We start from the raw sequence: 26684 nt of genomic DNA, 5'->3' as shown, positions 1-26684 counted from the left end.
GGGCATGAAGCCGTTTGAATGAGGTGCAAATGCAGGACCGTTTGACCGCAACCGGCCTTTTGGCCGCATGGGAGGCAGGCGCCAACCGGCAACCGCTGGACCGCGCCCTGGCAATCCTTTGGGCGGCTGGATCCGGTGGCGAAGACCCTGCGGGACTGTCGCTGGCCGAACGCGATCGACGATTGCTGGATGTGCGCCGCTGCACGTTCGGGCCATCCCTGCCCGCACGGGCCGCCTGCGCCGAATGCGGCGCGGAATTGGAAACCGAGATCGACATCGGGTTGCTGATCGAGGCCCTGGCTGTGGATAAGGCGGAGGATGTTGAGCCGCGCGCCATCACAAGCCGGGATGTTGCGGCAATGACGGCGCTGGAACCGCATGAAATGCCGGCAGCCCTGAGCCAATGGCTGGCTCCGGGATTGAAACCTTCCCCGGAACTGGATCGACAAATTGAAGAGGAGGCAATGGCGGCGGAACTGGTCACGTCGCTGACGTGCCCCGATTGCGGCGCGGGCTGGACGGAAACGCTTGATGTGCCCTCGCATGTCTGGGCCGCCGTTGAACATGCGGCAACCGCGCTCTTGTCCGAAATTGCCGAACTTGCCGCCAGTTATGGCTGGACCGAAGCGGAAATCCTGTCACTCAGCCCTGCGCGCCGTCGGGCGTATCTGACTCTGGCGAGGCCGGAATGAGCCGTTTTCTCCAATCCCTCGTACGCCGCGCTACAGGTCAGGCAAGCGGTGGGCTGCGGCCACGCCTGCCATCGCGGTTCGAGAGCCGAGGCGATACCGGATTTGTCGAGACGCGCGTTGAAACACGAGCCCAGTCGCCCCAAACCAGTCCCTTGAATTTTTCTCCACCTGACCCGCAATCAAACCTGAAACCGATACCGCCCGCGCCTCAGCTCCCGCCAGCCACCAAGCTGGCCCATGTGGGCGACGTTTCGCAACCTCCTGCGCGGCATCCGCCAGAGCGACACGAAATACTTCACAAGAACCAGAACATACCAGCGTCTCGTGAGGAAATTCTGCCTGACAATGCCTCATTCTCTCCAGTGTTGAACGCGAACTCGGAAAGCATGCCGAATGCATCCGGCGTGAAGGCCGCCGTCCGGGACGCTCCGGAGCCCATGCCGACCGGATCGAAGCCGACTGAAACTGCGACTGCAATCCAGTCTGCACCTCCGGAACCGCTTCTGCCTCAAGTTGCGGAAGCAGAACTGCCCGTCAGTGCCCTGGAACCTGTGCGCCCTCCCTCCCAGCGGGACAAACGACCCGAGATCACTGAGCAGCCCGAGCAGGAAATCACGATCCGGATCGGCCGCCTGGATGTGAGGTCCGCCACCCCGAAACAACCACCGCGACCGGCGCGGCAGCCGCCCGCTTTGCCCTCGCTGTCCGACTATCTGCGCGGGAGGCGGAGATGAGCAATGTTCTGGCCATTGCCGCCGTGACCCAGCTGTTGCGAGACCTTCTGAACGACGCCCTGATCACGGGCGACATCAGTCAGGTATTAGGATCAGACTTCACCGTTACGGCGCTGCCACTCGACCGTGTGGTAACGGACGAGGGCGATCAGCCCACGCAAATCAACATTTTCCTCTATGGCGCCACACACAGTCCCGCCCTCAGAAACAACGATCTGCCGACCCGGAATGCCGCAGGCGAACTGACCCAACGCCCGACGCTGGCGCTGGAGTTGCACTATATCATCACCGTCGTGTCCGGCGAGCCGCTGCATGCCGAGATTCTGCTGGGCTATGCGATGCAACTGTTTCACGAGAACGGGATATTGGGCCGTGAAACCATTCGTGCCGCGCTTGAGGCGGCGACAATTGACGACATCCTGCCGCCGGTGGAATTCGATCCGATCCGCGCGTCTGAACTGGCCGATCAGATCGAGCTGCTCAAGATCACGCCTCGGGCGGTCTCGCTGGACGACATGTCCAAACTATGGACTGCGTTTCAGGCCAGTTACCGGACCACCGTCGCCTATGACGTGTCATTGGTTCTGATCCAGCGTGAACACCCGATTCGTCCGACCTTGCCCGTGTTGTCGCGCGGAGGCCTGCGCGACCCGGTGACCGACCGCGACCCGGGTGTTTCCGTGCGTCCCTCGCTGTTGCCACCGGTGCCGACCCTGACCGCTGCGCTGCCGCAGGACGGGCACCCGGTCATGCGGATGGGAGGTCAGGTGATCCTGACCGGGTTCGCGCTGGACGGCGGGCAACCCGGGACCGAGGTCAGTGTGCGCTTTTCCGAGCCTGGCACCGGGACGGTCCTGACCCTCGCCCCGGAACTACCCGTATCACCTGACCGGCTGATCGTGACATTGCCGTCCGGCACGCCGCTGGGCGCGGGCAACCCTGCTACCGGCACCTCGCTGGACCCGGCCCAATGGCGGATCGGCCCCTATGCCATCGATGTGCTTCAGCGACAGGCGGGTGGCCGCGAAATCGTCTCTAATGCGCTGGTTTTGGCACTTGCGCCGGACAGCACCGCGTCAGTCGTTCCCGCACCTCCCGACATGAACATAACCATGACATGCGCACCTCCGGTCCGGCCCGGACAAAGCCTTGCTATTCTGGCAGGAACACAGATGCAGGTGTTGCCAAGCCCGGTCGGCCCGGCAAGCGACGCAACCGCTGCTTTTGCGGGCTTGGCCTCGGGCACCGAAGTTCCGGTCCGGTTGCGGGTCGATGGCATCGACAGTCCGGTCATCGATCTGACGACAACCCCACCCAGCCTTGAAACGGTGACAATCCCATGACCGCCGAAATGAAACCAAACGCCGGCATTACGCTGACCCTGGTTCGCGAGGGGCTCGACACCGCCCTGATGCAAGTCAGCGCGCGACTAGGCGCTTTGGCTTCCGGCACCGCATTGCCACCTTTCGAGCCTCCGGCGACGTCGGCCCTGCCGATTCTGGCCCATGTGTTCGGGTTATCCGGTGTCGAACAGGAAGTGCTGGCCCTGACGGCCGGGTACGAGTTGGACGAAGGTATTGCCGCCTCGGTCGAGCAACTCAACGGTACCGGCGCACTGAACCCGGCAATGCTGGAACGGCTGATCGGTCCGGCAGTCTGGGATATCCTGTGCCCCGAGGCGCCATTGCGCCGCTGGAGGCTGGTCGACCTGGACGGCCAGGGCCCGATCCGCACCCGCGCCCTGCGTCTGGATGAGCGAATTCTTCAGGCGATGCTGGGCATTCACTATCTTGACCGGCGGCTGGACGGTCTGGTCCACCTGTGCAATCCGGAACGGGATCGGCCCGCAACGGACCCCGAACAGGCCGAAACAATTGCGAATCTCTGGCGCGACCCGAGCCAACTGCCGCTGATCCAGCTTGTCGGGCGGGGCCGGCTATCGCGCCGGCAGGTGGCTCTTTCCGCTGTCCGGCGGCTGAACGTCCCGCTCTTCCGTCTGCACGCGATCGACATCCCCGCCGACTGGACCCAACGGCAGGCGCTTTGCGTTCTTCTCAATCGGGAATTGGCGCTGTCGGCGGGGGCCGTCCTGATCGAAAGTGTCGCCGGCGCGGTCTCGGGTGCGTCGGCGCTGGCCGAATTGCTGAGCGGCCCCGTCATTCTGTCCTCGGACGAACCGGTTCATGTCGAACGAACGCCGCGCGTGCGTCTGGAATTGGAGGCCCCGGCATTCGGTGACCGGCTTGAGGTCTGGCGTTGCGCTCTTGGGCCGCGTGCCGACGCGCTCGGTCCCGTTCTGGATCGCCTGTCCGGCCAGTTCGCCCTTGACCCGCCCGCCATTGAAGCGGCGGTGGATATGGCGACGAACCCGGGTCAGGACCTTTCCGACGCCTTGTGGCAGGCGGCCCGCAATCAGGGCAGGCGCGCGCTGGAAGGGTTGGCCGAACGGATCGAAAGCCATGCGGTCTGGGACGACATCGTTCTGCCCAAGGCGCAGACGGCGATCCTGAAGGATCTGGCCGGGCATCTGCGCGACGCCTGGCGGGTCAACACTGCCTGGGGCTGGGAAGCCCGAAGCCCGCGCGGTTTGGGGGCGGCGGCGCTTTTTGCCGGCCCATCCGGAACCGGCAAGACCCTGGCCGCCGAAATTCTGGCCGCAGAGTTGCGGCTGGATCTTTATCGCATCGACCTGAGTCAGGTCGTCAGCAAATACATCGGCGAGACGGAAAAGAACCTGTCCCGCATCTTTGCTGCGGCCGAGGATGGCGGCGCGATCCTTTTGTTTGACGAAGCAGATGCCCTTTTCGGAAAACGCAGCGAGGTCAAGGACAGCCATGACCGGTACGCCAATGTCGAGGTCAGCTATCTGCTGCAGAAGATGGAGACCTATCGCGGCCTTGCCATTCTGACCACCAACCAGAAATCGGCACTGGATACGGCATTTCTGCGCCGATTGCGCTATGTGGTGAACTTTCCGTTTCCCGACGTGCAGGCGCGGGCCGAGATCTGGGCGCGCGTTTTTCCGCCCGAGACGCCTTGCGACCGGCTGGATCACGGCGCGCTGGCCCGTCTGGCCATTTCCGGCGGCTCGATCCGCTCTGTCGCGCTCAATGCGTCCTACCTTGCCGCCTCGGCGCCGGAACCCGTCGGGATGCACCACATCGCGCGGGCGGCGCAGCGGGAATACGCAAAACTGGAGAAACCTTTTTCGACCAATGAGCAAGGAGTGTTCGGATGACCCGGATCAGATTGCAGATTGACTCGGTGACAACGGACGGCGCCCACCTGAGCCGGGAAGAACTGAAGGCGGCGCTGCGCCGGGAATTGTCGGAACTGCCAAACTCCTTTGGAAGCACTGTTTCCGGTCAAGGCGGATCGCGCGATACAGCCCGCGCCGAACTGACCGGAAAAGGCCGGATCACAAGTCAGATCGCATCGGCAACCGTGGGGGCGATTAAACGATGAAACGCACCCTGCATCAGCATTGGAGGATCTGGTCATGACCGAAACAATGCGCGTCCCGAAACCCGCGCCGGGGTCTGCGCCGCAGGTCGTGACCAACCTCGTTCAGCGCGCGTGCAGTTGCGGAGGAACACCCGGCCCATCGGGACAATGCGCCGAATGCGAGGCCAGCGAGCAACTGGGCGTTCAGGCCAAGCTCACCATCGGCAGGCCGGATGACGCATTCGAACAGGAGGCAGACCGTATCGCCGACAGGATTGTCGCCGGTGGCAATGCCGGACCCATATCGGCCGTCGGTCCGGGCGATCTGCAACGACAGGCCGAGGAAGAGGAAGAAGAGCTTCAGTTGCAGCGTCAGGAGGAGGAAGAGGAAGAACTGCAAGCCAAGCCCTCGGGAAACCTGGCGCCCGCGCGGAAATCGAGCGGATTTGCCAGCCGCCTGGCAACCGAAGGATCGGGTGGTCGGGCCCTCGACGCCTCTACCCGCGCTTCATTCGAGCCGCGCTTTGGTATGGACCTGTCCCATGTGCGGCTGCATGACGGCGGCCGTGCGCATTCGCTCAGCCGCGAGATAGGCGCACGCGCCTTTACCCATCGCAACCATATCTATTTTGCCACCGGCCAGCACAATCCGGACACAATCGAAGGCCGGCGTCTGCTGGCGCACGAGATCACCCACACATTCCAGCAGGGTTCGGGAAAACAGCGGATTGTCCAGTGTGACCTTGCGATCCGGCCCGAACGGGCCGGAACAACGGCGCGCACATTGTCCGCACGCGATGTTCAGGTGGCCATCGATTTCAACCGCCGCCGTTTTGACGACCCTTTCACGCTTGCGGTGATCCGCGACGTGATCGGCATTTCCCGCTGGCCCGCGGTTTCGGACGAAGAGCTGGCCCGAGCCATCGGGCGATGGCAGGCTGAAAACGGCGTCGCCGAGGACGGCCGTATCGGACCGGTCACGGCTATGTTCCTGGTGGAAGAGTTGCAGGCCGAAGGCCAGCAGACCGACGCGCTTCAGATCATATCGGAGTTTCCGGGCGGAACGTTCCTGGATATCGACACATCCTTTTGCGGATGCCAAACGGAACTGGCGGGCGAAATTCAGGATTCCAACTTTTTCATTGCCGAATACACCGCCTGCGGCGCCGATCCGGCAAACACGTCCGGCGACGATATCGAACAGTGCATCGACGATCGCGCCACCGCCCGGGGGCAGACCCTGACCACCGCAGGAACCACCAGCGCCTCGGGACAAATCCAGGTGGCGCCGACCACCGGCCCATGTGGAGCCCTGCTTGAACGTTTGACTTTGGCGCATGAACAAATTCACGGCGAAGACGTTTCGACCCTGCGGCAGCAACACGGCTCGGGCGCGGCTTTCAACCGGGCGTTCAACGACCCGCAGGCCTGGGTTGCGGACGAGGTGCAGTCGCGCGAAACCGATATCGCCGTCGCCAACTGGATGACGCGCGTGCTGGACAGGATTTGCCCATGATCCGGTCACGCCGCATATCTAGGAAATCGCGCTGCAATGCAGCGCCGCTCCCGCAGGTGGCATCGCAGACTGCGCGCGCCGCCGAAACGGATTTCATGGCATCGCACGGCCGGGTCCTGGATGCCGGGGAGCGCGCCTTCTTCGAACCTCGCTTTGGCCGCGACCTGTCTCATGTCCGTCTGCACGACGACCCGGACACGGCTAGGACAGCGCGTGACATCGGTGCGCGGGCGTTCACCATTGGCGATCACATCGGGTTTGCCGGCGGTCAGCACGACATGCGCGCGTTGCAGGGGCGTCGCGTTTTTGCGCATGAGATCGCCCACACCATCCAGCCGCGCGGCGCGGTGCCGGTGATCCGCCGGATACCCGATGGTTTCGGTATGAATGACGATGAATTCCGCCGACCGCGTGATCCGTTTGCCCCGATGTCCAGAGACCGCGACGATCCGCGCGGTCCGGGGGGGCGCTCGACGCTCACCTACCGGCAAGCGCGCGAATTGAACCGATGCATCGAGGTCATGGGCGATGACGCCTGGGGACGGGCGTCTTGCGGGAACACCGTTCTGGGCACACCCATTCCCGACTGGCTGTCGGTCGAAGGCGTTTCGACACCCGTACCGTCGACCGCAAGCCCCCGGACCGGAGGCGGCGCGACGATGCAGATCGGACCGGTGACGCTGACCATTCTTCCCGATACCCGCACCTCGGACCCGGCAATGGCCGACAAGGCCAAAACGCAGATTATACCGGAGCAACTGCCAAGCGGCGCTAATCTGGTTGATGGGGCAACCATGAACAACCGGGTGACATCCTTTACCGTTCACCCTGCCGCCTTCCGTCTGTCGATCCGCACGACCTATGGCCCCGGGGTGACGGCCCGTTCCACGTCGGGCTATGGGCGGGGGCGCGCGCAAAGCGACCGGGATGTGGGCAACACGTCCCTGGGCTTTCACGAAGGCGAGCACGGGCGCGATTTCATCACCTTCCTGCGCAACAACCCCTATCCGGCATTTACAGGGCGCAACGGGCAGTCCGCCGCCGTCTTTTCAAACCGCATCGACCAGTTCGAGGCCGCTTTGCAAGCCTATGTCAGCCGTATGAACCGGGCCTCGGAACTTGCCACAGACTGTGCAGGCGAAGTGACCATCGACGATTTCAACGCAACCAACGGCACCGCCACGACCACCTGCGTCGTACAGCCGGGCGATCCGACACCGTGAGGGGACCATGACAGGATTTCCGGGATCACCGAAACTCATCCGCGCCGGACTGGTGCTGATCTCGTCCGAAACCGGCGCGGTTGAACGCATCGTCACCCTGCAATACGCACCCGAAACCCTGTCGCGTCAGATCGAAGCGCAGGGTATGGACGAGGCGGGCAACCGGGCGCAACCGCTCAGATTGCGGGCACCGGCAGTGGAAACGATCACGCTGGAAGCGGTGATCGACGCGACCGATCAGCTGGAGTATCCGGACCAGAACCAGACCGCCGTAGAGCATGGCATCTTCCCCGCCCTTTCCGCGCTGGAAACGATGTTGCATCCGACCACGGCCCAGCTCAACCGCCAAAACACTCAGGCCGGGGCAGGATCGTTCGAAATCGCGCCGGCGGAAACGCCACTGGCGCTGTTCGTCTGGAGCGCCAGCCGTATTGTCCCGGTACTGCTGAAATCGTTGCAGATCACCGAGGAATTCTTTGATCCCAACCTCAATCCGATCCGGGCCAAGGTGTCGCTGTCGCTGCGCAGCCTCTCGGTGGAGGATCTTGGTTTCAATCATCGTGGTTCGGGTCTGTTCATGGCTTACCTGCAAGCCAAGGAACAGCTTGCCACCCGTGCAACCGCCGGATCGCTTGACGCGCTGGGCGCAGGAGGTGCGCTATGAAAAACCCCGTTCAGGCCATGCTCGAGGCCGGGATTGTCGACGCCACCGATTTCCCACCGGAAAGCCGGTATCATGGTATTCCGACCCGCACCCACACCGCGGCCGATGGCCGTCTGATCCCCTTCCTCGCCCGCCGGTTTGCGCCCGCGCCTGAACGCTTCGCCACGATCGGGTACCGGACCGTGGCCGAAGGCGACCGGCTGGATCGGATCGCGGCGGAGACCATTGGCAATCCCGAAAGCTTCTGGCTTTTGTGCGACGCCAACCGCGCGATCTGGCCGGAAGAGCTGGAGCAGACCGGCTTTCCGCTCCGTCTCACGTTGCCCGAAGGTGTGCCCGGTCCCGAGGATGAGACATGATCCGGGGCATTGACATATCCCTTCTGTTCGGACCCGGCATTCCGATCCCGGCCCCGCGCGAGGTGATCGAGGCGCTGGAAACCGTTCGGGTCGAGGAAAACTCGGGCGAGACCCAGTCCGGGTTCGAACTGGTGTTCCTGGTTGAAAAAGACTCTCCGCTGAACACCATTTTCCTGCTGTCGGGGGGGTCGACGCTGCCAATCCTGCGTGTCGCTCTGGTCGCGACAATCGGCGGGCAGGCAACGGCTCTGATCAACGGGGTGGTGACCAGAACCGATATCCGGCCCGGTTCGGGCGGTGACCCGGCGCGACTGTCGGTCAAGGGCAAGGACCTGACCGCAGCGATGGAGGTGATCGATTTCTCGGGCCTGATCCCCTATCCCGCAATGCCGCCCGAGGCGCGCGTGGCCCTTATTCTTGCCAAATACGCCTGGCTGGGCATCATCCCTCAGGTGATCCCCAGCCTCGAAGGCCCGCCCCTGCCGACCGAGGTGATCCCGCGCCATCAGGACACTGACCTGGCCTATATTCGCGCGTTGGCGCGCGAGGCGGGATATACGTTCTTCATGAAGCCGGGTCCCGCGCCTGCGACCTCGTTTGCCTATTGGGGGCCGGATATCCGGATGGGCGAGGTACAGCCCGCCCTGACAATCGACAGCGGATCGGCCAGCAATTGCGAAAATCTCAGCTTCAGTTTCGACAAGGAACAATCCGAGATCCCCATCGTCTATATTCACAATGCGCTGACCAAGGCCCCCATTCCCATCCCCATTCCGGGTCAGATCCCGTTCATGCCGCCACTGGGAGCTGTGCCGCCGCTGCCCCCCAAGATCACCCGGTTGCGCGACACCGCGCGGCTCAATCCGGTGCAGGCGCTGGCGCGTGGCTTTGCCCGGGCGGCGGACAAGAACAACGCCGTCAGCGGTCAGGGTACGCTTGATGTGTTGCGTTACGGGCGGGTTCTGAAAGCACGCGGACTGGTTGGTGTCCGGGGGGCGGGCCACGCCTTTGACGGCGTGCACTACGTTGAACGGGTCACGCATGAAATGTCGCGCGGCCAGTACAAGCAGAGTTTCACATTGAAAAGGAGCGGGCTGCTGCCAGCGCGCGCGTCGATACCGGCATGACCGAACGCTATCTGGGAAAATATCGCGGAACCGTGGTCAACAATGTCGACCCGATGCTGACCGGGCGCATTCAGGCCATCGTGCCGGATGTCAGCCAGGTGGCGCTGACCAGTTGGTGCATGCCCTGTTTCCCGGTGGCCGGAACCCAGACCGGTGCCATCGGCGTGCCGCCCATCGGCGCGGGGGTCTGGATCGAATTCGAACGCGGTGACCCGGACTATCCGATCTGGACCGGGTGTTTCTTCGGCTCGGCGGCCGAGGTTCCGGCCCTGCATCAGCTAACCCCGCCGGGGGTCAGCGCGGTCACCATCCAGACGCTGTTGCAGAACGGCATTACCGTGACCGACCTGCCTGGCCCGACCGGCGGGATCGTGCTGAAGACCGCCGCCGGTGCATCGCTGATCGTCAACGACACCGGCATCTACATCCAGAACGGGCGCGGGGCATCCATCGTGATGACTGGCCCGACCGTGACCGTGAACAACGGCGCTTTGACAGTGATCTGAGGAGGAACGGATATGAGCGGACCCATCCTGCATCTCGGCGCAACCGTCACCTGCTCGCATGGCGGTCAGGCGCTGCCGGTATCCCCATCGGCCCGCGTATTGCTGAGCGGTCAGCCTGCGGTGGCGCAGACTTCGCCCTGGACCGTGGCGGGGTGCGGATTCGTGCCGCCGGGCGGCAACGGGCCGTGTGTGACCGCCAATTACGTGGTCGCGGCGACGCGTGTGCTGATCGACGGGGCGCCTGCGGTGCTGATGTCTTCGACGTCGATCTGCGCGCCCACCGGAACGCCGCTGATCCCGGTTCAGGCTCAGACGCGGGTGATCGGGATGTAGGCCATGCAACTTGATTTCCCATATCACTTCGACGGGCGCGACCGGACCGCGGAAACCTCTGAGGCGGATCATGTTCGTGACCTGATCGAACTGATCCTTTTCACCAATCCGGGCGAGCGGGTGAACCGCCCGGAATTCGGCTCGGGCATCTATCAGTTGCTTTTTGCGCCGGTCAGCGACGAGCAGGTGGCAACCACCGAATTCATGATACGCGGCGCGCTGCAACAGCATCTGGGCCGCCGGATCGAGGTTCTGACCATCACCGCCGAGGCGCATGACGCCATGATCACCATCACCATCGCCTATCGAATCCTGAGCACCGGCGCGCAGGATCAGGCGAGCTTTACCGTCGGAGGTGGAGCATGATCTATCATTGCTGCGATCCCCGCCGCCGCGAACGGGTTCTGAGCGCCATCGATGACGGCGTCGTCATCAACGGTATCGATTTTCTGGAGGTTCTGGACCGCGAAGCGCCCGCCGATACCCCTGCCCAGCGTACATTGCTGCTGCGTTTTCTCGATACGGCACCCGCTCTGACGCTCGACAATTTCGAGCTGACCGGTGGCGAACGGGTCACCAATGTCGGGATGGAATGGCTGACACGTGCCGACGCACCGGACGCGACACTTGCTGAACCGGGGCTGATCGCCTGGCTTGCGAACGTTCCTGACCCTGATCAGGTTCTGGTTCTACGGACATCTTCGGCCGGCGATCACTCCACCTATCATCTGCGGCTGGTGGCCAGCCCGGGTGACCTGTCGCCGCCGCCGGGGATCGACCGGGTGCTGTCCGAGGTCGCCTTTTCATTCAAGGTCGAATGTCCGTCGGATTTCGACTGCGCTCCGGTTCACGCATGCCCCGAAGAGCCGCCGGAACAACCCGCGCTGAGCTATCTGGCCAAGGACTACCGCAGTTTCCGCCGCTTGATGCTGGGCCGTATGGCGCAGATCATGCCCGACTGGCGTGAACGCAACCCGGCTGATCTGGGCCTCACACTGGTCGAGGCGCTGGCCTATACCGCGGACCGTCTTTCCTATGCACAGGATGCGGTCGCGACCGAGGCCTATCTTGCCACAGCGCGCCGCCGGTCATCGGTGCGCCGCCATGTGCGGCTTGTCGACTATCATATGCATGACGGGGCCAACGCCCGCGCCTGGGTTCACTTCGATGTGAGCGATGACGTGACCCTGCCAATGCGCACCCGCATCCTCACCCGGCTACTCGGATTTGATCCGGCGATTGCCGAGAGCAGCGATGACGAACGTGACGCGCTGAACCTGACGCCGCTGGTCTTTGAATCGCTGCACGAAAAGGACCTGTTCCAGGATCACAACCAGCTGTTCTTTCATGAATGGTCCGATGCCGAATGCTGCCTGCCCGGGGGTGCGACCCGCGCGACCCTGGCCGGGGATCATCCCGAGCTTGCCGTGGGCGACATTCTGATCTTTGAAGAACGGCTCGGCCCGCGTACGGGACGTGCCGCCGATGCCAACCCGGAAAACCGCCACGCCGTGCGTCTGACCGCCGTGCAATCCGGGCTGACCGATGATCTGGAAGGGGTCGCGATAACGGAAATCCGTTGGGCGGAGGAAGACGCGCTGCCCTTCCCGATCTGTATTTCGTCCGAACTGGACGAGGCGGCCGGAGGCGGCCTGCAGCGAGACATTTCGCATGTTCTGGGCAATGTCGTTCTGACCGATCATGGCATGACTATCGCGGACGAGGATCTGGGTCGCGTACCTCAGCCGCATCTGCAACTGGTGCCCGACCCTTCGGACAATCCCTGCGATCGCCCCGAGCCGCGCGCCGTGCCGCCGCGCTACCGGCCAAGGCTTGAGAACGGGCCCGTGTCGCAAATTGCCGCCTTTGATGCCGACGCGCCATCGGCCTTTGCCGCCATCGAGCTGCCGCCCGCAACCCGGAAGCCCTATGTGACCCTTCAATCAGGCACCCCTCCGGCCACCGAGGATTGGGAGGCCCGGCGTGATTTGCTGCAGTCTCTTCCCGAACAGACCCACTTCGTTACGGAAACAGAGGCCGATGGTGCCGCCTACCTGCGGTTTGGCGATAATCAGAATGGCCGCCGGCCAACCGCCGGAACGCCGTTTACCGCCACCTACCGGGTCGGCAACGGGCGCGTCGGTAATGTGGGCGCCGACGCGCTCAACCACGCGATCACCGGGGTCAGCCAGATCACCGCCGTCCGCAATCCGATCCCCGCAACCGGTGGTGTCGATCCGGAAACGATGGAGGAGGCCCGGCAAGCCGCCCCCTATGCCTATCGCCGTCAGGAACGTGCGGTGACGCCCGGGGATTATGAACAAATGGCCCTGCGTCACCATGACGTGCAACGCGCCGCTGCGACCTTCCGGTGGAACGGGCACGGGCACACGGTCTTTGTCACCGTCGATCGGTTCGGCAATCGCCCCATCACCGAAGAATTCGAAGCCGAACTGCGCGAGGAACTGAATGCCGTTCGCATGGCAGGCTATGACCTTGAGATTGATGGCCCACGTTTCATTCCACTGGAAATCGGTCTGTTCATCTGTGCGCAACCAGACCATTTTCGTGCACAGGTACGCCAAGAGGTGCTGCACGCCCTGTCCGCAATCCGCAATCCGGACGGCACGACCGGCTTTTTCCATCCAGACCATTTCACTTTCGGCGATCCGGTCTATCTGTCCGCGATCTATGCCCGCGTGATGCAGATCGAGGGTGTCGCATCGGTCCGGGCCACCCATTTCCGGCGTCGGGGCTCGACCCGCACTGAACCGCTGGATGACGGTGTTCTGACCTTCGGGCGGCTTGAAATCGCGCAATTGGAAAATGACCGGAATTTCCCCGAACATGGCGCTTTGGAAATCGAAATGGGAGGCGGGAAATGAACAACGGCCCCATTCGTATCGGCCATCCCGACGAAGGCTCGCAACATGATGTTTGCGGCTGTTGCCAGGGTACGGCCCTGTCGACCTTGCGGAACACCGCCAACCGGCCCAGCCTGTCGGCCATTGCTTTCCGCGTCGGCGATCATCCCCGTTTCAAGGCATCCATGTTGACCGGGCTGGCCTCGGCCGCCTATCCGGCGCTGGCGCGTTTGCGGACACGTTCCGACGACGATTTCTCGATTGCCCTTATCGACGCCTGGGCGGCGGCCTGCGATGTTCTGACCTTTTATCAGGATCGCCTGGCCAACGAAGCCTATATGGGTACCGCGACAGAGAGGTTGTCGATCTCGGAGCTTGCCCGCCTGACCGGTTATCGCCTGCATCCCGGATCGGCTGCGGAAACCGATCTGGTCATTCTGATGGAGAACCCGCCTGGAGCGGAACCGGATGTCGCCGAACTGGAAGTGCCAATCGGAACCCGGGTCCAGTCGCAGCCCGGCCCCGAAGAACAGGCGCAGGTGTTCGAAACCATCGAGCCGCTCGAAGCACGTGTTGCCTGGAACTCCCTGCACCCGCAGCTAAGCCGCAATATTCTGCCCAACAACGGCGCCACCGAGGCCTGGCTTGCGGGCACGCCGAACCTTGTCGTCGGTGATGCCATCGTTTTTATCGACCGCGAACGCTGGGATGAGGATTTCAGCGGTTTCGACGATGAGTCGGGCCGTTGGAACCTGCGGCATGTCCTGTCTGTCGAGCAGGCGCGGGACGGATCGCGCACCCGGATCACCTGGTCCGGCGGGCTTAGCAATCTTGCTCCCGCAAGCTCGGCCACCGATCCGGCGTTGCGGCTTTACCACCTGCGCGAACGGGCCTCGTTCTTTGGCTTCAACGCGCCGCATCCGCTGGTGCTGACCAACAGACAGCGCAACGGATTTGGTTTTGCCGACGCGCCATTGGCCAATTCTCCGTCGACCATTGGTGGGACCTCGGCTGCGCCCGAGGATTGGGTGTTCGAGTTCGATACCTCGAGCCGCATCCATCTGGACAATGTCTATAAAAGCTTTGTCGAGGACAGCTGGATCGTCATTCGCCGCGCGGCGGGGGCCCATCAGATCTACCGCATAACAACCGCGCTTGAGAATACGCTGGCGCGCTATGCGATCAGCGGCAAGACCTCGCGCCTGTCGCTGGACACCTCGCACCGGTCGGACCTGTTCGAGGGAGATAATTATCGCGGCAGCGCGATCTATGGCGCCAGCCAGGAGCTGGCCTTTGCCGATGTGCCGCTTGAGCAATGGGTGGCAGGCCATCAGATTGATCTGGATACCAGCGCCCGGGACTTGCCCGAGGGGCGCAGGCTGATCTTCCGCGGCAAGCGCGCGCATCTGGAGTTCCGGGGGCTGATCGGAACGTTGCAACATGATGATGGCGCGGTGCGCAGCGTGACCCGGGGGCAAGTTCTGGTGCTGTTGGACAAGCCCGAATCCCTGGGGTCGGACACCGTGTTCCGTGTACAGGACGCGACCGGGTTTACCGGCACCGTGACCGAACCGGCCAGCCAGTTCCGGACGGTTCCGGCACCCGAAGACGCCGAAGTCGTGGCGGTGCCTGCGGTGTTGGATCGTGTCATCGCGCTCAGCGCGCGGCGATCTCGGCTGGAACTGGCCGAGCCACTGGGGGCCGCTTTCGATCGGCACAACCTGAGCATCCACGCCAACGTGGCCCGTGCCGCCCATGGTGAAGGTGTCACGGAAATCCTGGGTCACGGCGATCCTTCGGTTCCGTTCCAGAAATTCCTGCTCAAACAGGCCCCGGTCACCCATCGGCTGGCTCCGACCGAAAACGGTGTCGAAAGCACGTTCAGCCTGCGCATTGACGGGGTGGAATGGCAGGAAGTTCCGGACCTCTATGATCGCGGCACAACCGCGCGGATCTTCAAAACCTCGCTCACGGAAGACGGTGAAACCGTGGTCGAATTCGGTGACGGCGTCTCCGGTGCAAGGCCGTCGGCGGGACGCGACAACATCGTGACCGAGTATTCGCGCGGGCTGGGAGCGGCGGGAAACCTGAGGGCCGGACAGCTGAAACTTCCGCTCGACCGTCCGCTGGGCCTGAAAGAGGTCGAAAATCCCCTTGCTGCGACTGGCGGCGCCGATGCCGAAGCCTCGCAGGACGCTCGTCGCAACGCCCCGATCTATACTCTGACACTGGGTCGCGTGGTTTCGCTGACCGACTATCGTGATTTCGCCCTTGGTTATCCCGGCATCGCAAAGGCCGAAGCGCGCTGGATCTGGCAAGGGCAGACACGCCGCATCGTCGTGACCGTTGCCGGTGACGACGGAGGGGAATTGCCACCGGGATCGACGACCCATGACAATCTTTTGCTGGCTTTCCGGGAACTGGGCGATCCGCTGGTCGGTGTCGATCTTTTGTCCTACCAGTCGGCCACCTTCCGTTTGGGTTTGCGGGTTGCGGTAGATGCCGCTTACGATGAAGAGTCGGTTCTTGCCGCGACCGAGGCGCATATGCGGCGGGTCTTTTCATTCGAGCGCAGAGATTTTTCCGCGCTGCTGAGCCTGTCGGAAGTCGCAGCGGCAGCCCATGAGGTGGACGGGGTTGAAGCGGTGGATATCGACCGGTTCTATCGAACGACCCCACCGCAAAATGCCGCCACCGCACATCCGCGACTGGTTTCCCGAACAGGGCGGGCCGCGCCTGACGGCACGCTGTTGCCTGCGGAAATCCTGACACTCGATTCTGGCCCGCTGGACAAGCTGGAGGTGATGGCATGAACCGGATCACACCAGAGGCGCTCTATCAACTGCTGCCGGCAATCCACCGCCTTCGCGATGCGGACGAGGGCGGGCCGCTGAGGGCGCTGATGGCCGTTCTGGCGCGCGAAGGCGCGGTGGTCGAGGAGAATATCGAACAGCTTCTCGACAACCTTTTCATCGAAACCTGCGAGGACTGGGCCGCGCCCTATATCGGCGGAACCATCGGATATCGCGCCCTTTACCCCATCGAGGGAACCGATGTCGGCAATCGGGCCGAGGTCGCCAACACCATCGGATACCGCCGCCGCAAGGGCACCGCAGCGGTGCTCGAGGCGCTGGCCCGCGATGTGACCGGCTGGCCCGCTCATGTGGTCGAATATTTTCAGGTCACCGCAACCTGCCAGCACATGAATCATATCCGTCCGGACCATCATCTGGCGCCCGACCTGCACGATCCGCTGGATCTCGAGCCGATGACCCATGCCTTTGACCGGGTCAGCCATGTGGCCGATCTGCGCGCGATCCAGCAGGGGCCAAACGTCAAATCCATCGGCGGCAAGCACAATTTCCCGCATATCGGCCTGTTCCTGTGGCGATTGCTGCCCAAGGACCACATTCGCGCGCAGACCACGCAGGTGGATGGCCGCCGCTATCTGTTCGATCCCCTGGGCGCGCCACGCCAACTCGTCAACATGCCCCAGCCCGAGGACACGATCAGTTCGATCTCGCGCCCCGAACATGTACCCGGCGACATGTCGCACCGCGCCTTGGCCCGCAGTCCGGCGCTTTGGTACGGACCGGGTCGCGCGTTCGAGATCTTTGTCGATGACGTTCCGGTGCCGGTCACCAGAATCGAATCTTGCGATCTGTCCGATGATGCGCCGGGTTGGAACCACTCGCCTCATGACCCGATTTCCGCAACCGATCTGGCCGAGATCGAAGGTACCGATCCGCTGAACCCGCCCGCAAATGCACTTGTTAGGGTCGATCCGGTGCTGGGCCGCATCGCTTTTCCCAACCCCGAAGACGGTGAGGTGCGCGCGACTTTCCGAACCGGCTTTCCGGCCCGGATCGGCGGAGGTCACTATAACCGCGCCGCCACGCTCACCCGCGATCCGGGACAGGCTCTGATCCAGGTTCCGACGGTCACTCATCCCACCATCCAAAGCGCGATCAATGACATCACAACGTTGGGCGGCATTGTCGAGATCACCACATCGGACATTTTTGCAGAAGCGGTCGCGATCGGCGCCGAATCCGATACCGAGGTGATCCTGCGCGCCGCAAACGGCCATCGCCCGATCTTGCGGCCACCCGGGCCTTTGGCGCTGACCGGCGGGGAAAACGCGCGCATCGCGCTCGACGGTTTCGTGCTGGAGGGCCAGCCGGTGACACTTGCGCCGAACGGCGACGGCGCATCGCCGAAATCCGTTACCCTGCGCCACCTGACCTTGATCCCCGGTCTGTCCTATACGGATTCCGGTGCGCCTGCGACACCCGGCGCGGAGAGCCTGACCGTGACGACGACGGGTGTCGAACTGTTGATTGATCGATCCATCACCGGGCCGATCCGCATGGATCAGACCACCAACGCCACCTTCCGCGACAGCATCGTGGACGCTGCCGCACTGCCCGCCCGGGACAGCGCCGAAGGCCTGGCCATCGCGGGGCCGGGCGGCGAGGACGATCCGGCGGGGGCTCTGACCATTCTCGCCTGCACCGTTCTGGGGCGCATCGTGGCGCGCAGTTTCCCTCTGGTGTCGGACAGCATCCTGCACGCGCGCGGCACTGCCCCGGTTCAGGCGCGGCGGCGGCAGCAGGGCTGCATGCGCTTTAGCTATGTCCCGGACGGCTCAATCACGCCGCGTCGCTATCGATGCCAACCGCAACTTGCCATCGATCAGGCGATTGCGGCAGCCGTCGAAGCGGCGGGCGGACCGATCCCGCAGGCGCAGCGCGATCTGATCCGCAACAGGATCGTGCGCTGGCTGGTGCCGGGATTCGTGGCGCAATCCTCTTCGCATCCGGCCTATGTCCAGCTTCGGCTCGCCAGCCCCGCCGAAATCCGCATGGGCGCCTCGGACGAGGGTGAGATGGGGGCCTATCACCTTCTTGCCGCCCCGCAACGCGAGGCCAACCTTCGGATCAGGCTGGAGGAATACCTTCGCTTTGGTCTGGAGGCAGGGATTTTCTATGAAACGTGAATTTGAAGGAGCGACCCAATGAGCGGTGACTATAGCAGAGACAGCTTCGACGCCCTGAGAAGCTTCGCAGGGGTGTTTCTTCAACAGGGACGGGCGGTTCTGGACAGCGACTGGAACGAGCTGGTCGAATTGTTCGAACGCCGCATCCGCGCGGGAACGGTTGACACGATTGGCCGCGCTGTCGTGCCACGAGAAACCGAATTGGCGTTCGAAATTCAACTGATACCGACCGGCTTCCAGTTTGGGCGCGGCAGGCTCTATCTGGACGGAATGACCTGTGAATCCTTTGGGTTTGCCGATTTCGACGGAACTGATTCCACCCGTCCGGCACCGGTCTTCGACAGGGCAAGGCCCGGTTCGGATGGACCTGAAGGGGTTCTGGACGAAATGATCTCACCTCCCGAGGGCGATTTCACAGACTATTTCATTCAGCCCCACTGGCCCACACCCGAAGATCTGCCTGAAGATGGCCGCCATATGGTTTATCTGGTGGCATGGCAGCGAGAGGTGACGCCGACCGAGATGCCCGCGCTGCTTGATCCCGCGCTTGGCGGGCTGGACACGGCGACCCGCTGGCAGACCGTGTGGCAGGTGCGCGTTTTCGAGGATGTGGGCGACGGCGTGACCTGCGCGACGCCGGATACGGATATCGAGGGTTGGGCCGATGAAATCGCCCCCTCCACCGCCCGGTTGACCAATGGAACCGTCGATGTGGAGGATCCCGAAGATCCCTGTCTGGTGCCTCCGACCGAAGGGTATTCGGGCGTCGAAAACCAATTCTACCGTGTCGAAATCCACGGGCTGCGACCCGATTTCGACCCTGACGATACCCCCACTCAAGGTGATTGGCGGTTCAAGTTCAGCCGCGAGAACGCGTCCGTTCGGGCAACGGTAACCTCAATCGCGTCGGACGCGGAATCCGTGACCGTCGCCCGCATCGGCCGCGATGATGTCTTGCGTTTCTCCCCCGGGGACTGGGTCGAGATCACTGACAATCACCGTGAACTGAACCACCGGTCGGGTCAGATTTTGCGGGTAGCGGATGTGGATGCCGAAACCCGAACGGTGGAGTTCGAGAGCGCAATCGAGGCGGATCTGATGCCCTCGGGTGTCGATGACGACACGATCGAGAACCGCCACACCCGCCTGATCCGTTGGGACCAGCGCGGGGTTATCCGCCTTTCGGATGGAACCGAATGGGAGGATCTGGATCTGCCCGGCTCCGACGGGTTGATCCCGGTGCCCCCGGATGGCAGCGAAATTCTGCTCGAAAGCGGGATCACCGTCAGCTTTGCGACGGCCGGTGGTCCGGGAACATGGCGCGAGATGGACCATTGGCGGTTTGCCGCACGGACCGCGAATACCCAGATCGAGCCGGTGAACAACGCGCCGCCCGATGGCGTGCAGCGGCACTATACGCGATTGGCCATCATGGAACCGGCCGGGCCGAACGCGGCTGGACTGGTGCTGGATTGCCGTGAGTTTTGGCCGCCGCAATTCGAGGCGGGTGAGGGATGCGCCTGTACGGTCTGTGTGACCGCCGAAGGGCACAACTCTGGCTCGCTGACGATTCAGGACGCCGTCGATCAGGTCGAAGCCCTGGGTGGCACGGTCTGTCTGGAGGCCGGAATATACGCCCTTCGGGAACCGGTGCGCATCGTCGGCCGGGCCGGTCTCCGCCTGGTGGGGCAGGGTATCGGCACGATCCTTGTCTATCAGGGTGCGGGGGGCGCGGTGCAGGTGGAAACCTCGGTGGATACCAGGCTGGAAAGGTTCTCGATCCTCGCAGCGCCCATCGAGGACGCCAATGGAGGTATGCCACCCGTTCACGGAGTGGCAGCCGTCAACACGTCGCTTCTGGCTTTGCGTCGTCTGGCATGCGTGGTCATCGCGCCCAATCCCGAAGACCGGGCCGATTTCGGCATCGCCGTTGATGGCACTCAGGTCGGCACCAAGATCGAGGAATGTATCGCGGTGGCCGCCAATGCCCTGGGATCGCGGTCATCCTATGGGCTGGATGAGGATGGCGACCTGCAATTCGTGGCATTCGCCGAGTTGCGGGTACTGGATTGCATCCTGTTCGGCGGTCGCAATGCGGTGCGGTTCGACCGGTCGGCCATCAACATCGCGGCGGCACTCATGTCGCGCAACCTGGTCCTTTCGCTGGAAACGGGATTGCAAATCAACTGGGCCGAAATTCCGGCCGCCTCGCTTTCCATCGACAGTTCGACAGCACTGGCGAACCGATCCGCGATGAGGCTTTCGGCGGGTACAGTTCGTGTGCAGGATTGCGAAATTTCCGGCGGAGAAGGCACCGTCGACGGCATCACGTTGCTGCCGAACCTCATGCCCGAGGCGCAAACCGATGCCCAGCTGATCGGAAACACGATTTTCGACCTCGGTGGCGCGGGAATTCGGGTTGCGGGGCAGCACGACACGGTTTTCATCAAACGCAACATCATCCGCGATTGCGGCGAGGCCGGAGTGACCGTTCAACCGGATGCCTCGATCCGGCACCTTGCCGTCGACAACAACTCCATAGAGCGCATCGGGCTGACCGCAGGCCAGGATTTCGCGGTCGGGGTACTTGTGACAAACACGGAAACCGGACAGGTCGTCGGAAATTCCCTGCGCATGATCGGCGAAGCCGGGCTGGAGGGCCAGATCTATGCCGGAATTGCGCTGCAGGGCAGCGGCAGCATCGACATATCCGCCAACGTGATCTCCGAGATCGGCGGTGGACAGCCGGAAAGCGCTGCGTCCGGTATTCTGGCGATGCCGCCCATTGTCGGTCTGACAATCAGCGCGAACCGGATCTTTGGCCAGTTTTCACAATCCGATGACAGCAGCGACTGGCGTGCCATTCGCATTGGCCCCGTTCAGGAACCCGGTGGCGGGCTCGGGCAGCTGACGACCGGTTTCCTTTCGGCCATGCCGGGGCGCGCGCCGGAAGAGCACGTATTCTTCCGTGTGGAAGATGCGGTCTGGGTCGCGTCGGCCCGCCGGTTCCGCGCCGCGCTGCCCTCGGTCGCTTCGCTGATCAACGTGCGGGGCAATCAGGCCCGGACGGCGCAGCGATTGACGGATGCGATGGTGTGGATCGTCAGCAACGGTGCGCGCAGCATTGGCGTTTCGGACAACCAGTTCGACCTGCAAAGTCAGGGCGGGTTGGCCCAGGTCGTTTTGATCGCCGGGCAGCGCCTGACCGTTTCGTCGAATACGGTGACGCACAGCACCGACGCCAACTCCCTGCGTCTGTTCACCGGCGCGAACGGGGCTGCCGCCGTGCTCGGCAACATTACCACAGCAGGCATCACGCTGAATAATTCCGGGCTGCCCGCGCCATTCAACGCGCTGAACCTGACGAACTGAGGAAAGGAGAAAACGATGTCAACCACACGCATCGCGACCCTGGGCCGGGAGCGCACCTTGACGACACTGGCCCGCCGGATTTTCGGGATCGGGTCGGGCCGCGTATCGCGCCAGCAACTGCGTCGCGCCGAGGCTGCATTGCTTGCCGCCAACCCGCGTTTGGCCAGCCCCGACGGATTTCGGTTCGGTGCCAGCATTGTCGTTCCGGCAGTCGAAGGATTGCAGCTTGCCGAGGATGTCGCGGCAACGGAGCTCGCCGGCGACGGCCTTGTGGTCGAAGCGGGTTTGCGGCTTAAAGCCATGTCCAGCCGGGCAGAGGATGCCTTCCGCACTGCGTCGGAACGGCGCAAGGAAATCCTGGAACGATTGGGTGATCGAGGATTCACGGTCGCCGCCCGGCGGGCATTGCCGCAAGCCGCGGCACATATCGAAAAAACCGCTGAACGCCTGGCCCGGGAAGAAGGGCAGACAGACGAGGCACGAGACCGGTTCATGAAAAACCTGGACGAAGCCACAGCAGCGTTGGAGGCACTGAATCGTTTGTCACCTAAACCGGAATGACAGGAGCGGTATCGTTAAGCTGTCGGCCGCAACCGCAATGACCTTTGGCGCATGACGATGATCAGTCAGATTCCCCGGCCACGCCTGAAAGGCCACCGCTTCCCTCTTTCCAACATTGCCTGCGCGATCCGGGCACTTCGCTCAGCCTGTTCAATGTCGAGGATCTGCGCGCCGGGACAGGTGCATCGAAGCGAAGGCGCTTCCCGACATTTCTAAGAAATTGCGGCACAGCCAAAAATGCTGATATTCTCGGCGTTAATGAACAAACGCCGCAACGATGAAAATGAGTTCGAATTTCATCCCAGGTCGATCTATGACACGGATCCGACGCCGGAGGAAGATTTGTGGTTTCTGCCGCAAGCGCCGGCTGAGGGAGAGGCGCCCACTGATCTGCCCTGGCCGGTAGCGGCGCGGGAAGGGTCGCTGCAGCCCGAAATCTGGCTCCGGGCCGAACAGGCCTGCTATCGCGATCTGCTGGCGGCGGTCACGGCGGTCACCCGGTTCGGGGAGCGGTTGCGGCACATGCCAGCCGGGGTGGACGAGCGAATTGCCTTGCTGTCAGTTTCCGCGACTCTGCGAGCTGAGGGGATTTGGCTGGGCCCCGAAAAGATCGCGCTCTACCGAAATCTGCGCCTGGCGGGAGAAGACGAGGCGCGGTCGCTGGCGCGGGCCAGTTGGGCGGTGCGGCGATTGGTGGGACAAGGACCGGCTGCAACTGATGAGCTGCGTGCCTTTCTGGGGCGGGCGGTGGTTGCGGACGCCCAGGATCCCGATCCGGAGGCAGACCGGCCGGTCGGGGGGGAACTGGACGCGCTTGATGAGGCTTTTCGAACGCATCACGACCGGCTAAGCGCGGGTCACGATATGACGCGTGCGGCCAGCGATCTGGCATTCTGGCGCCGTGAAGGGATCACGCCGTGGGACGAAGTACTGGAGCCGGTGGCGGCGGCGATGATGTCCGGGGCAGGGGGGCTGGCTCCGTTTTTGCCAGTGTCGAGCGGCCACCGGTTCGACCGGTATGCGTTGAAGGACGGGGAAGCCGATGCCGAAGCGCGGTTGCGGGCGTTCTATGCGGCGGCCGAAGCGGGAGCCCTGGCGGCGCTGATGGAACTGGACCGGCTGAAGGCCTGGTTGGCCCGGGCGCAAGAGCAGACCCGGGATTTGTCCGGACGTACGCCACCAATGCTGATCAACATCCTGACCCGGTATCCGATTGTGTCGGCGGAGCTTGTGACCCGCGAAGCGCGTTGCTCTTCCATATCCGCCCGCCGCAATCTCAACCTGTTCAGTGAACGTGGCCTGGCGCGCGAAATCACCGGACAGGGCCGTTATCGGTTCTGGGCTGCGGCAGTGTGAGGGACTTTAACGTTGCTCACCCGATTTTGACTGAATGACTGCCGAAATTTCTTGGCCGAAAGTCTGCACATGTTCTCTTGTGCGACACGATACGCGGTCAAAAGAACGGCACAATCCCGCGACGGGTCCAAACCCAGGCCCCAATGGCGGCTGCCTTTTCGATTGCCGGGCCAGGCCCAACGCGCTTCGTCTGATCTTTGGGTACTTTTGCTACACTGCTTCCGATTTCTTCAGAACCAGAAAAGTCATCATCCCCAGCGGCGGCAGAGAGCATTTTTCTTCGATGGTAAGGGCTTTCTCGTGCAGCACCGTCTCGATCTCGAAATCGGAGTGCCAGCCAATAGTGTTCGCGAGCGGGGCAAACACCTTTTCAAGAGAGGCGAGCAGCCCCCGCTCTCGCTGGAAGTGATTGGTGATGACCACTTTCCCGCCCGGTTTGCAGACCCTTGCAATCTCCGCCATCACTCTTTCCGGTTCCGGAACCACCGACAGCACATGCATTGCCGCGACCGTATCGAAATGGTTGTCGGGAAAATCCAGCTTGCGGGCATCCATCTGCCGCAGTTCCATGACGTGTCTCAGAGACATTGCATTTACTTTGTCCCGGGCCTTTTGCAGCATCTCCTCGCTGAAATCGATCCCGGTTACCTGGATCCCGGACCCGTAATGTTCCAGTGACAGCCCGGTACCGACGCCGACCTCCAATACTTTTCCCGAGCGACTGTTGATATATTCGACGGCACGCCGTCGGCCGGCATTGGTGACCGCCCCGAAGGTTTTGTCGTAGACGGGTGCCCAGCGAGCGTAAGAAGTTTGAACGGCCTTGATGTCCATTTCGGATTCCTAACCCTTGGAAGATTTTTTCCTGTCAAGCCACGCCCAGGCAACCATTCCCACATATCCGACACACAGCGCGATCAGTGTGGCCCAGGCGAAAGTCAGAAGTGCCGCGCCGGCAACGGCGACACCAATTAGGAAGAATTTCACGTTCTCCCGGGAAACTCTGGTGGTCTTGAAAGACCAGGTCGGTATGCGACTGATGAGCAGAAGACCGATGAAGGCCATGTAGATGCAGATCAAAATTCCGGGCAGAAACGGTGTGTCCGCAAATGCAAATGACACATACATTGGCAACATGACCAGCAGCGCCCCTGCAGGGGCCGGGACCCCCTCGAAATACGCACTGCCCTGATCGCAGGTCTCGGACTTGCTGCTTACGTTGAACCGGGCCAGGCGCATGACACAGCACACTGCAAAAAACAGAACGGCAATCCACGCGGCACTGCGAATATCCTGCAGCCCCCAAAAATACAGCACAAGCGGGGGTGCCACCCCGAAATTCAGAAAATCCGCAAGGGAATCAAGCTCGGCCCCCAGTTTGCTGTCGCTGCTGAGTAGGCGCGCGATGCGCCCGTCCAGCCCATCCAACACGCAGGCGGCAATGATGAGCTGGACCGCGAGCACGTAGTTGCCCTGAACGCCAAATCTGATGGCTGACAGGCCGGCGCAGATAGCCGTAATGGTCAGCACATTGGGCAGCAAATGGATCAGCGTAAATCCGGTCTCTTCCTGTTCGGAGGGTTGTGCCACTGATCCAGCTACCTACTTTTCCTCGGATGTATTCAGGCGGGCAAGAATGGTTTCGCCGGCAATCATCGTCTGCCCCACGCGCACCTGTGGGTCCACGCCGTCAGGGAGATAGACATCCAGTCGGGACCCGAACCGGATCAATCCGAACCGCTCTCCGGTCTGCATATTATCGCCGGGTTTCACGAAACAAACGATCCGTCTGGCCACCAGGCCTGCAATCTGGACGACGGCCAGATCCTGACCGTTCCCCATACGGATTCGCAGGCTATTGCGCTCATTATCAGCACTTGCCTTGTCCAGGGAAGCGTTGAAAAACTTGCCGGGGCGATAGGCAACGGACGTAATTTCACCTTCTATGGGTGTTCGGTTCACATGGCAGTTGAAGACACTCATGAACACGCTGACACGGGTCAGAGGTTCCTCGGGCATCCCCAGTTCCTTCGGCGGAACCGCCTTTTCGATCAGCGAGATCACCCCATCCGCAGGGCTGACAATCTGCCCGCCTTGTGAGGGTGGCACGCGCTCCGGGTCGCGAAAGAAGTAATAGCACCAGATCGTTAGGCCGACGCCGATCCACCCCAGCACGTCGGCCAGCAGAAACAAACCGACCGTAGCAACGGCGAAAATTGCTACAAACCGAATGCCTTCCGGATGCATCGGTTTGATGAAAGTATCGCGCATGCGCATCGCAATCTTGCCCCGAGGTCAATTGATGAAACGTTCATAAGTGCAATGGTGTAGAACGCAAGAGTAGTCGATGCCGTCGGGTCTATTTTATTGTCAGGTGTTACGATCTGATGATTGCGAACTTTGGTTCTCTGGCAGGTTGATCCCGGCAGCCACGACATGGTGTCGGCACTACATTTCGAAGTATTGCCGCATGTTGTCTACGATGAGGGGGGCGCCGGGAACCGGCCATCGCTCCGTTTCCCTGTGTTCCGGTTCGTCAAATGGCCAGAGCTGGATTTGTTGTGCCCTGGGTGATCAAGGCTGCCGGGGTCGTTCGTTTCAGCCCTGCGTTTCAGGAGTGTGGACTGACAGGCCTTCAAGCGCACGGGTCACTTTGACCTGGCAGGACAGGCGCGAGCGATGGTCGGTTGGTGCCGCGGCAAAATCCAGCATGTCGGCTTCGTTGCCGTCTCGTTCGCCGGTTTTGTCCAGCCAAGCATCGTCGATATAAACGTGGCAGGTGGCGCAGGCGCAGGCACCGCCGCAATCGGCGGCAATGGCGTCGATTCCGGCGTCACGGGCACCTTCCATGAGCGACAGGCCCTCGGCTACTTCGATTTCGCGGGAATTTCCGATGTGGTCGGTGAAGGTAATTTTGGGCATCATGGTCCTTTG

General features: G+C 62.6%; 22 protein-coding genes. 18 read left to right on the top strand and 4 right to left on the bottom strand.

What is annotated here, in order from left to right:
* Positions 1-29 precede the first annotated feature (29 nt).
* The 18 genes from ACR0AO_RS12915 (at position 30) to ACR0AO_RS12830 (ending at position 23750) form a co-directional block, all read left to right on the top strand.
* The gene (locus ACR0AO_RS12915; protein WP_480604148.1) at positions 30-692 is read left to right on the top strand and encodes a hypothetical protein; all 663 of its coding nucleotides are present in this window, start codon (positions 30-32) and stop codon (positions 690-692) included.
* Positions 693-1422: 730 nt separating this feature from the next.
* Positions 1423-2769, top strand: coding sequence for a Pvc16 family protein (locus tag ACR0AO_RS12910; protein ID WP_480604146.1), 1347 nt, complete (start codon positions 1423-1425; stop codon positions 2767-2769).
* A complete protein-coding gene (locus ACR0AO_RS12905) occupies positions 2766-4664 on the top strand; it encodes an ATP-binding protein (RefSeq protein WP_480604144.1) in 1899 nt (632 codons plus the stop codon). The genes ACR0AO_RS12910 and ACR0AO_RS12905 overlap by 4 nt, the downstream gene beginning before the upstream one ends.
* Entirely contained in the window at positions 4661-4891 is a 231-nt protein-coding gene (locus ACR0AO_RS12900; protein WP_480604142.1) for a hypothetical protein, read from the top strand. The genes ACR0AO_RS12905 and ACR0AO_RS12900 overlap by 4 nt, the downstream gene beginning before the upstream one ends.
* 34 nt (positions 4892-4925) lie before the next feature.
* Positions 4926-6386 carry an eCIS core domain-containing protein gene (locus ACR0AO_RS12895; protein ID WP_480604140.1) on the top strand — a complete coding sequence of 487 codons (1461 nt, stop codon included), beginning with the start codon at positions 4926-4928 and terminating at the stop codon, positions 6384-6386.
* Positions 6383-7609 carry an eCIS core domain-containing protein gene (locus ACR0AO_RS12890; protein WP_480604138.1) on the top strand — a complete coding sequence of 409 codons (1227 nt, stop codon included), beginning with the start codon at positions 6383-6385 and terminating at the stop codon, positions 7607-7609. The genes ACR0AO_RS12895 and ACR0AO_RS12890 overlap by 4 nt, the downstream gene beginning before the upstream one ends.
* A 7-nt stretch (positions 7610-7616) precedes the next feature.
* Positions 7617-8273 carry a CIS tube protein gene (locus ACR0AO_RS12885; RefSeq protein WP_480604136.1) on the top strand — a complete coding sequence of 219 codons (657 nt, stop codon included), beginning with the start codon at positions 7617-7619 and terminating at the stop codon, positions 8271-8273.
* Entirely contained in the window at positions 8270-8632 is a 363-nt protein-coding gene (locus ACR0AO_RS12880; protein WP_480604134.1) for a hypothetical protein, read from the top strand. The genes ACR0AO_RS12885 and ACR0AO_RS12880 overlap by 4 nt, the downstream gene beginning before the upstream one ends.
* Positions 8629-9759 carry a hypothetical protein gene (locus ACR0AO_RS12875; protein ID WP_480604132.1) on the top strand — a complete coding sequence of 377 codons (1131 nt, stop codon included), beginning with the start codon at positions 8629-8631 and terminating at the stop codon, positions 9757-9759. Before ACR0AO_RS12880 ends, ACR0AO_RS12875 begins: the two co-directional genes overlap by 4 nt.
* Positions 9756-10265 (top strand): phage baseplate assembly protein V, encoded by a 510-nt coding sequence (locus ACR0AO_RS12870; RefSeq protein WP_480604130.1) that lies wholly within the window; start codon positions 9756-9758, stop codon positions 10263-10265. Before ACR0AO_RS12875 ends, ACR0AO_RS12870 begins: the two co-directional genes overlap by 4 nt.
* Positions 10266-10277: 12 nt before the next feature.
* Positions 10278-10598, top strand: a complete 321-nt coding sequence (locus ACR0AO_RS12865; protein ID WP_480604128.1) for a hypothetical protein — start codon at positions 10278-10280, stop codon at positions 10596-10598.
* Positions 10599-10601: 3 nt separating this feature from the next.
* A complete protein-coding gene (locus ACR0AO_RS12860; protein ID WP_480604126.1) occupies positions 10602-10964 on the top strand; it encodes a GPW/gp25 family protein in 363 nt (120 codons plus the stop codon).
* Positions 10961-13483, top strand: coding sequence for a putative baseplate assembly protein (locus tag ACR0AO_RS12855; RefSeq protein WP_480604124.1), 2523 nt, complete (start codon positions 10961-10963; stop codon positions 13481-13483). Before ACR0AO_RS12860 ends, ACR0AO_RS12855 begins: the two co-directional genes overlap by 4 nt.
* Positions 13480-16275: a baseplate J/gp47 family protein gene (locus tag ACR0AO_RS12850; protein ID WP_480604122.1), complete on the top strand. Its 2796-nt coding sequence runs from the start codon at positions 13480-13482 to the stop codon at positions 16273-16275. The genes ACR0AO_RS12855 and ACR0AO_RS12850 overlap by 4 nt, the downstream gene beginning before the upstream one ends.
* Complete coding sequence (locus ACR0AO_RS12845) at positions 16272-18461, top strand: hypothetical protein (RefSeq protein WP_480604120.1); 2190 nt, start codon at positions 16272-16274, stop codon at positions 18459-18461. The genes ACR0AO_RS12850 and ACR0AO_RS12845 overlap by 4 nt, the downstream gene beginning before the upstream one ends.
* 18 nt (positions 18462-18479) lie before the next feature.
* On the top strand, positions 18480-21833 hold the full coding sequence (locus ACR0AO_RS12840; protein WP_480604118.1) for a DUF6519 domain-containing protein: 3354 nt from the start codon (positions 18480-18482) through the stop codon (positions 21831-21833).
* A gap of 15 nt (positions 21834-21848) precedes the next feature.
* On the top strand, positions 21849-22394 hold the full coding sequence (locus ACR0AO_RS12835) for a hypothetical protein (RefSeq protein WP_480604116.1): 546 nt from the start codon (positions 21849-21851) through the stop codon (positions 22392-22394).
* A 237-nt stretch (positions 22395-22631) separates the two neighbouring features.
* Positions 22632-23750 carry a helix-turn-helix domain-containing protein gene (locus tag ACR0AO_RS12830; protein WP_480604114.1) on the top strand — a complete coding sequence of 373 codons (1119 nt, stop codon included), beginning with the start codon at positions 22632-22634 and terminating at the stop codon, positions 23748-23750.
* Between the two features lie 210 nt (positions 23751-23960).
* Here ACR0AO_RS12830 and ACR0AO_RS12825 read toward each other — a convergent pair whose 3' ends face one another.
* The 4 genes from ACR0AO_RS12825 to ACR0AO_RS12810 form a co-directional block, all read right to left on the bottom strand.
* Entirely contained in the window at positions 23961-24584 is a 624-nt protein-coding gene (locus ACR0AO_RS12825; protein WP_480604112.1) for a class I SAM-dependent methyltransferase, read from the bottom strand.
* Positions 24585-24593: 9 nt separating this feature from the next.
* Complete coding sequence (gene pssA, locus ACR0AO_RS12820) at positions 24594-25340, bottom strand: CDP-diacylglycerol--serine O-phosphatidyltransferase (RefSeq protein WP_480604111.1); 747 nt, start codon at positions 25338-25340, stop codon at positions 24594-24596.
* Positions 25341-25352: 12 nt separating this feature from the next.
* Complete coding sequence (locus ACR0AO_RS12815) at positions 25353-26027, bottom strand: phosphatidylserine decarboxylase (protein ID WP_480604109.1); 675 nt, start codon at positions 26025-26027, stop codon at positions 25353-25355.
* 321 nt (positions 26028-26348) lie between these two features.
* Positions 26349-26672 (bottom strand): 2Fe-2S iron-sulfur cluster-binding protein, encoded by a 324-nt coding sequence (locus ACR0AO_RS12810; protein ID WP_480604177.1) that lies wholly within the window; start codon positions 26670-26672, stop codon positions 26349-26351.
* Positions 26673-26684: the final 12 nt, after the last annotated feature.

The organism is Ruegeria sp. AF8 (assembly GCF_056541825.1).
This window is presented reverse-complemented; position numbering and strand designations above follow the sequence as displayed.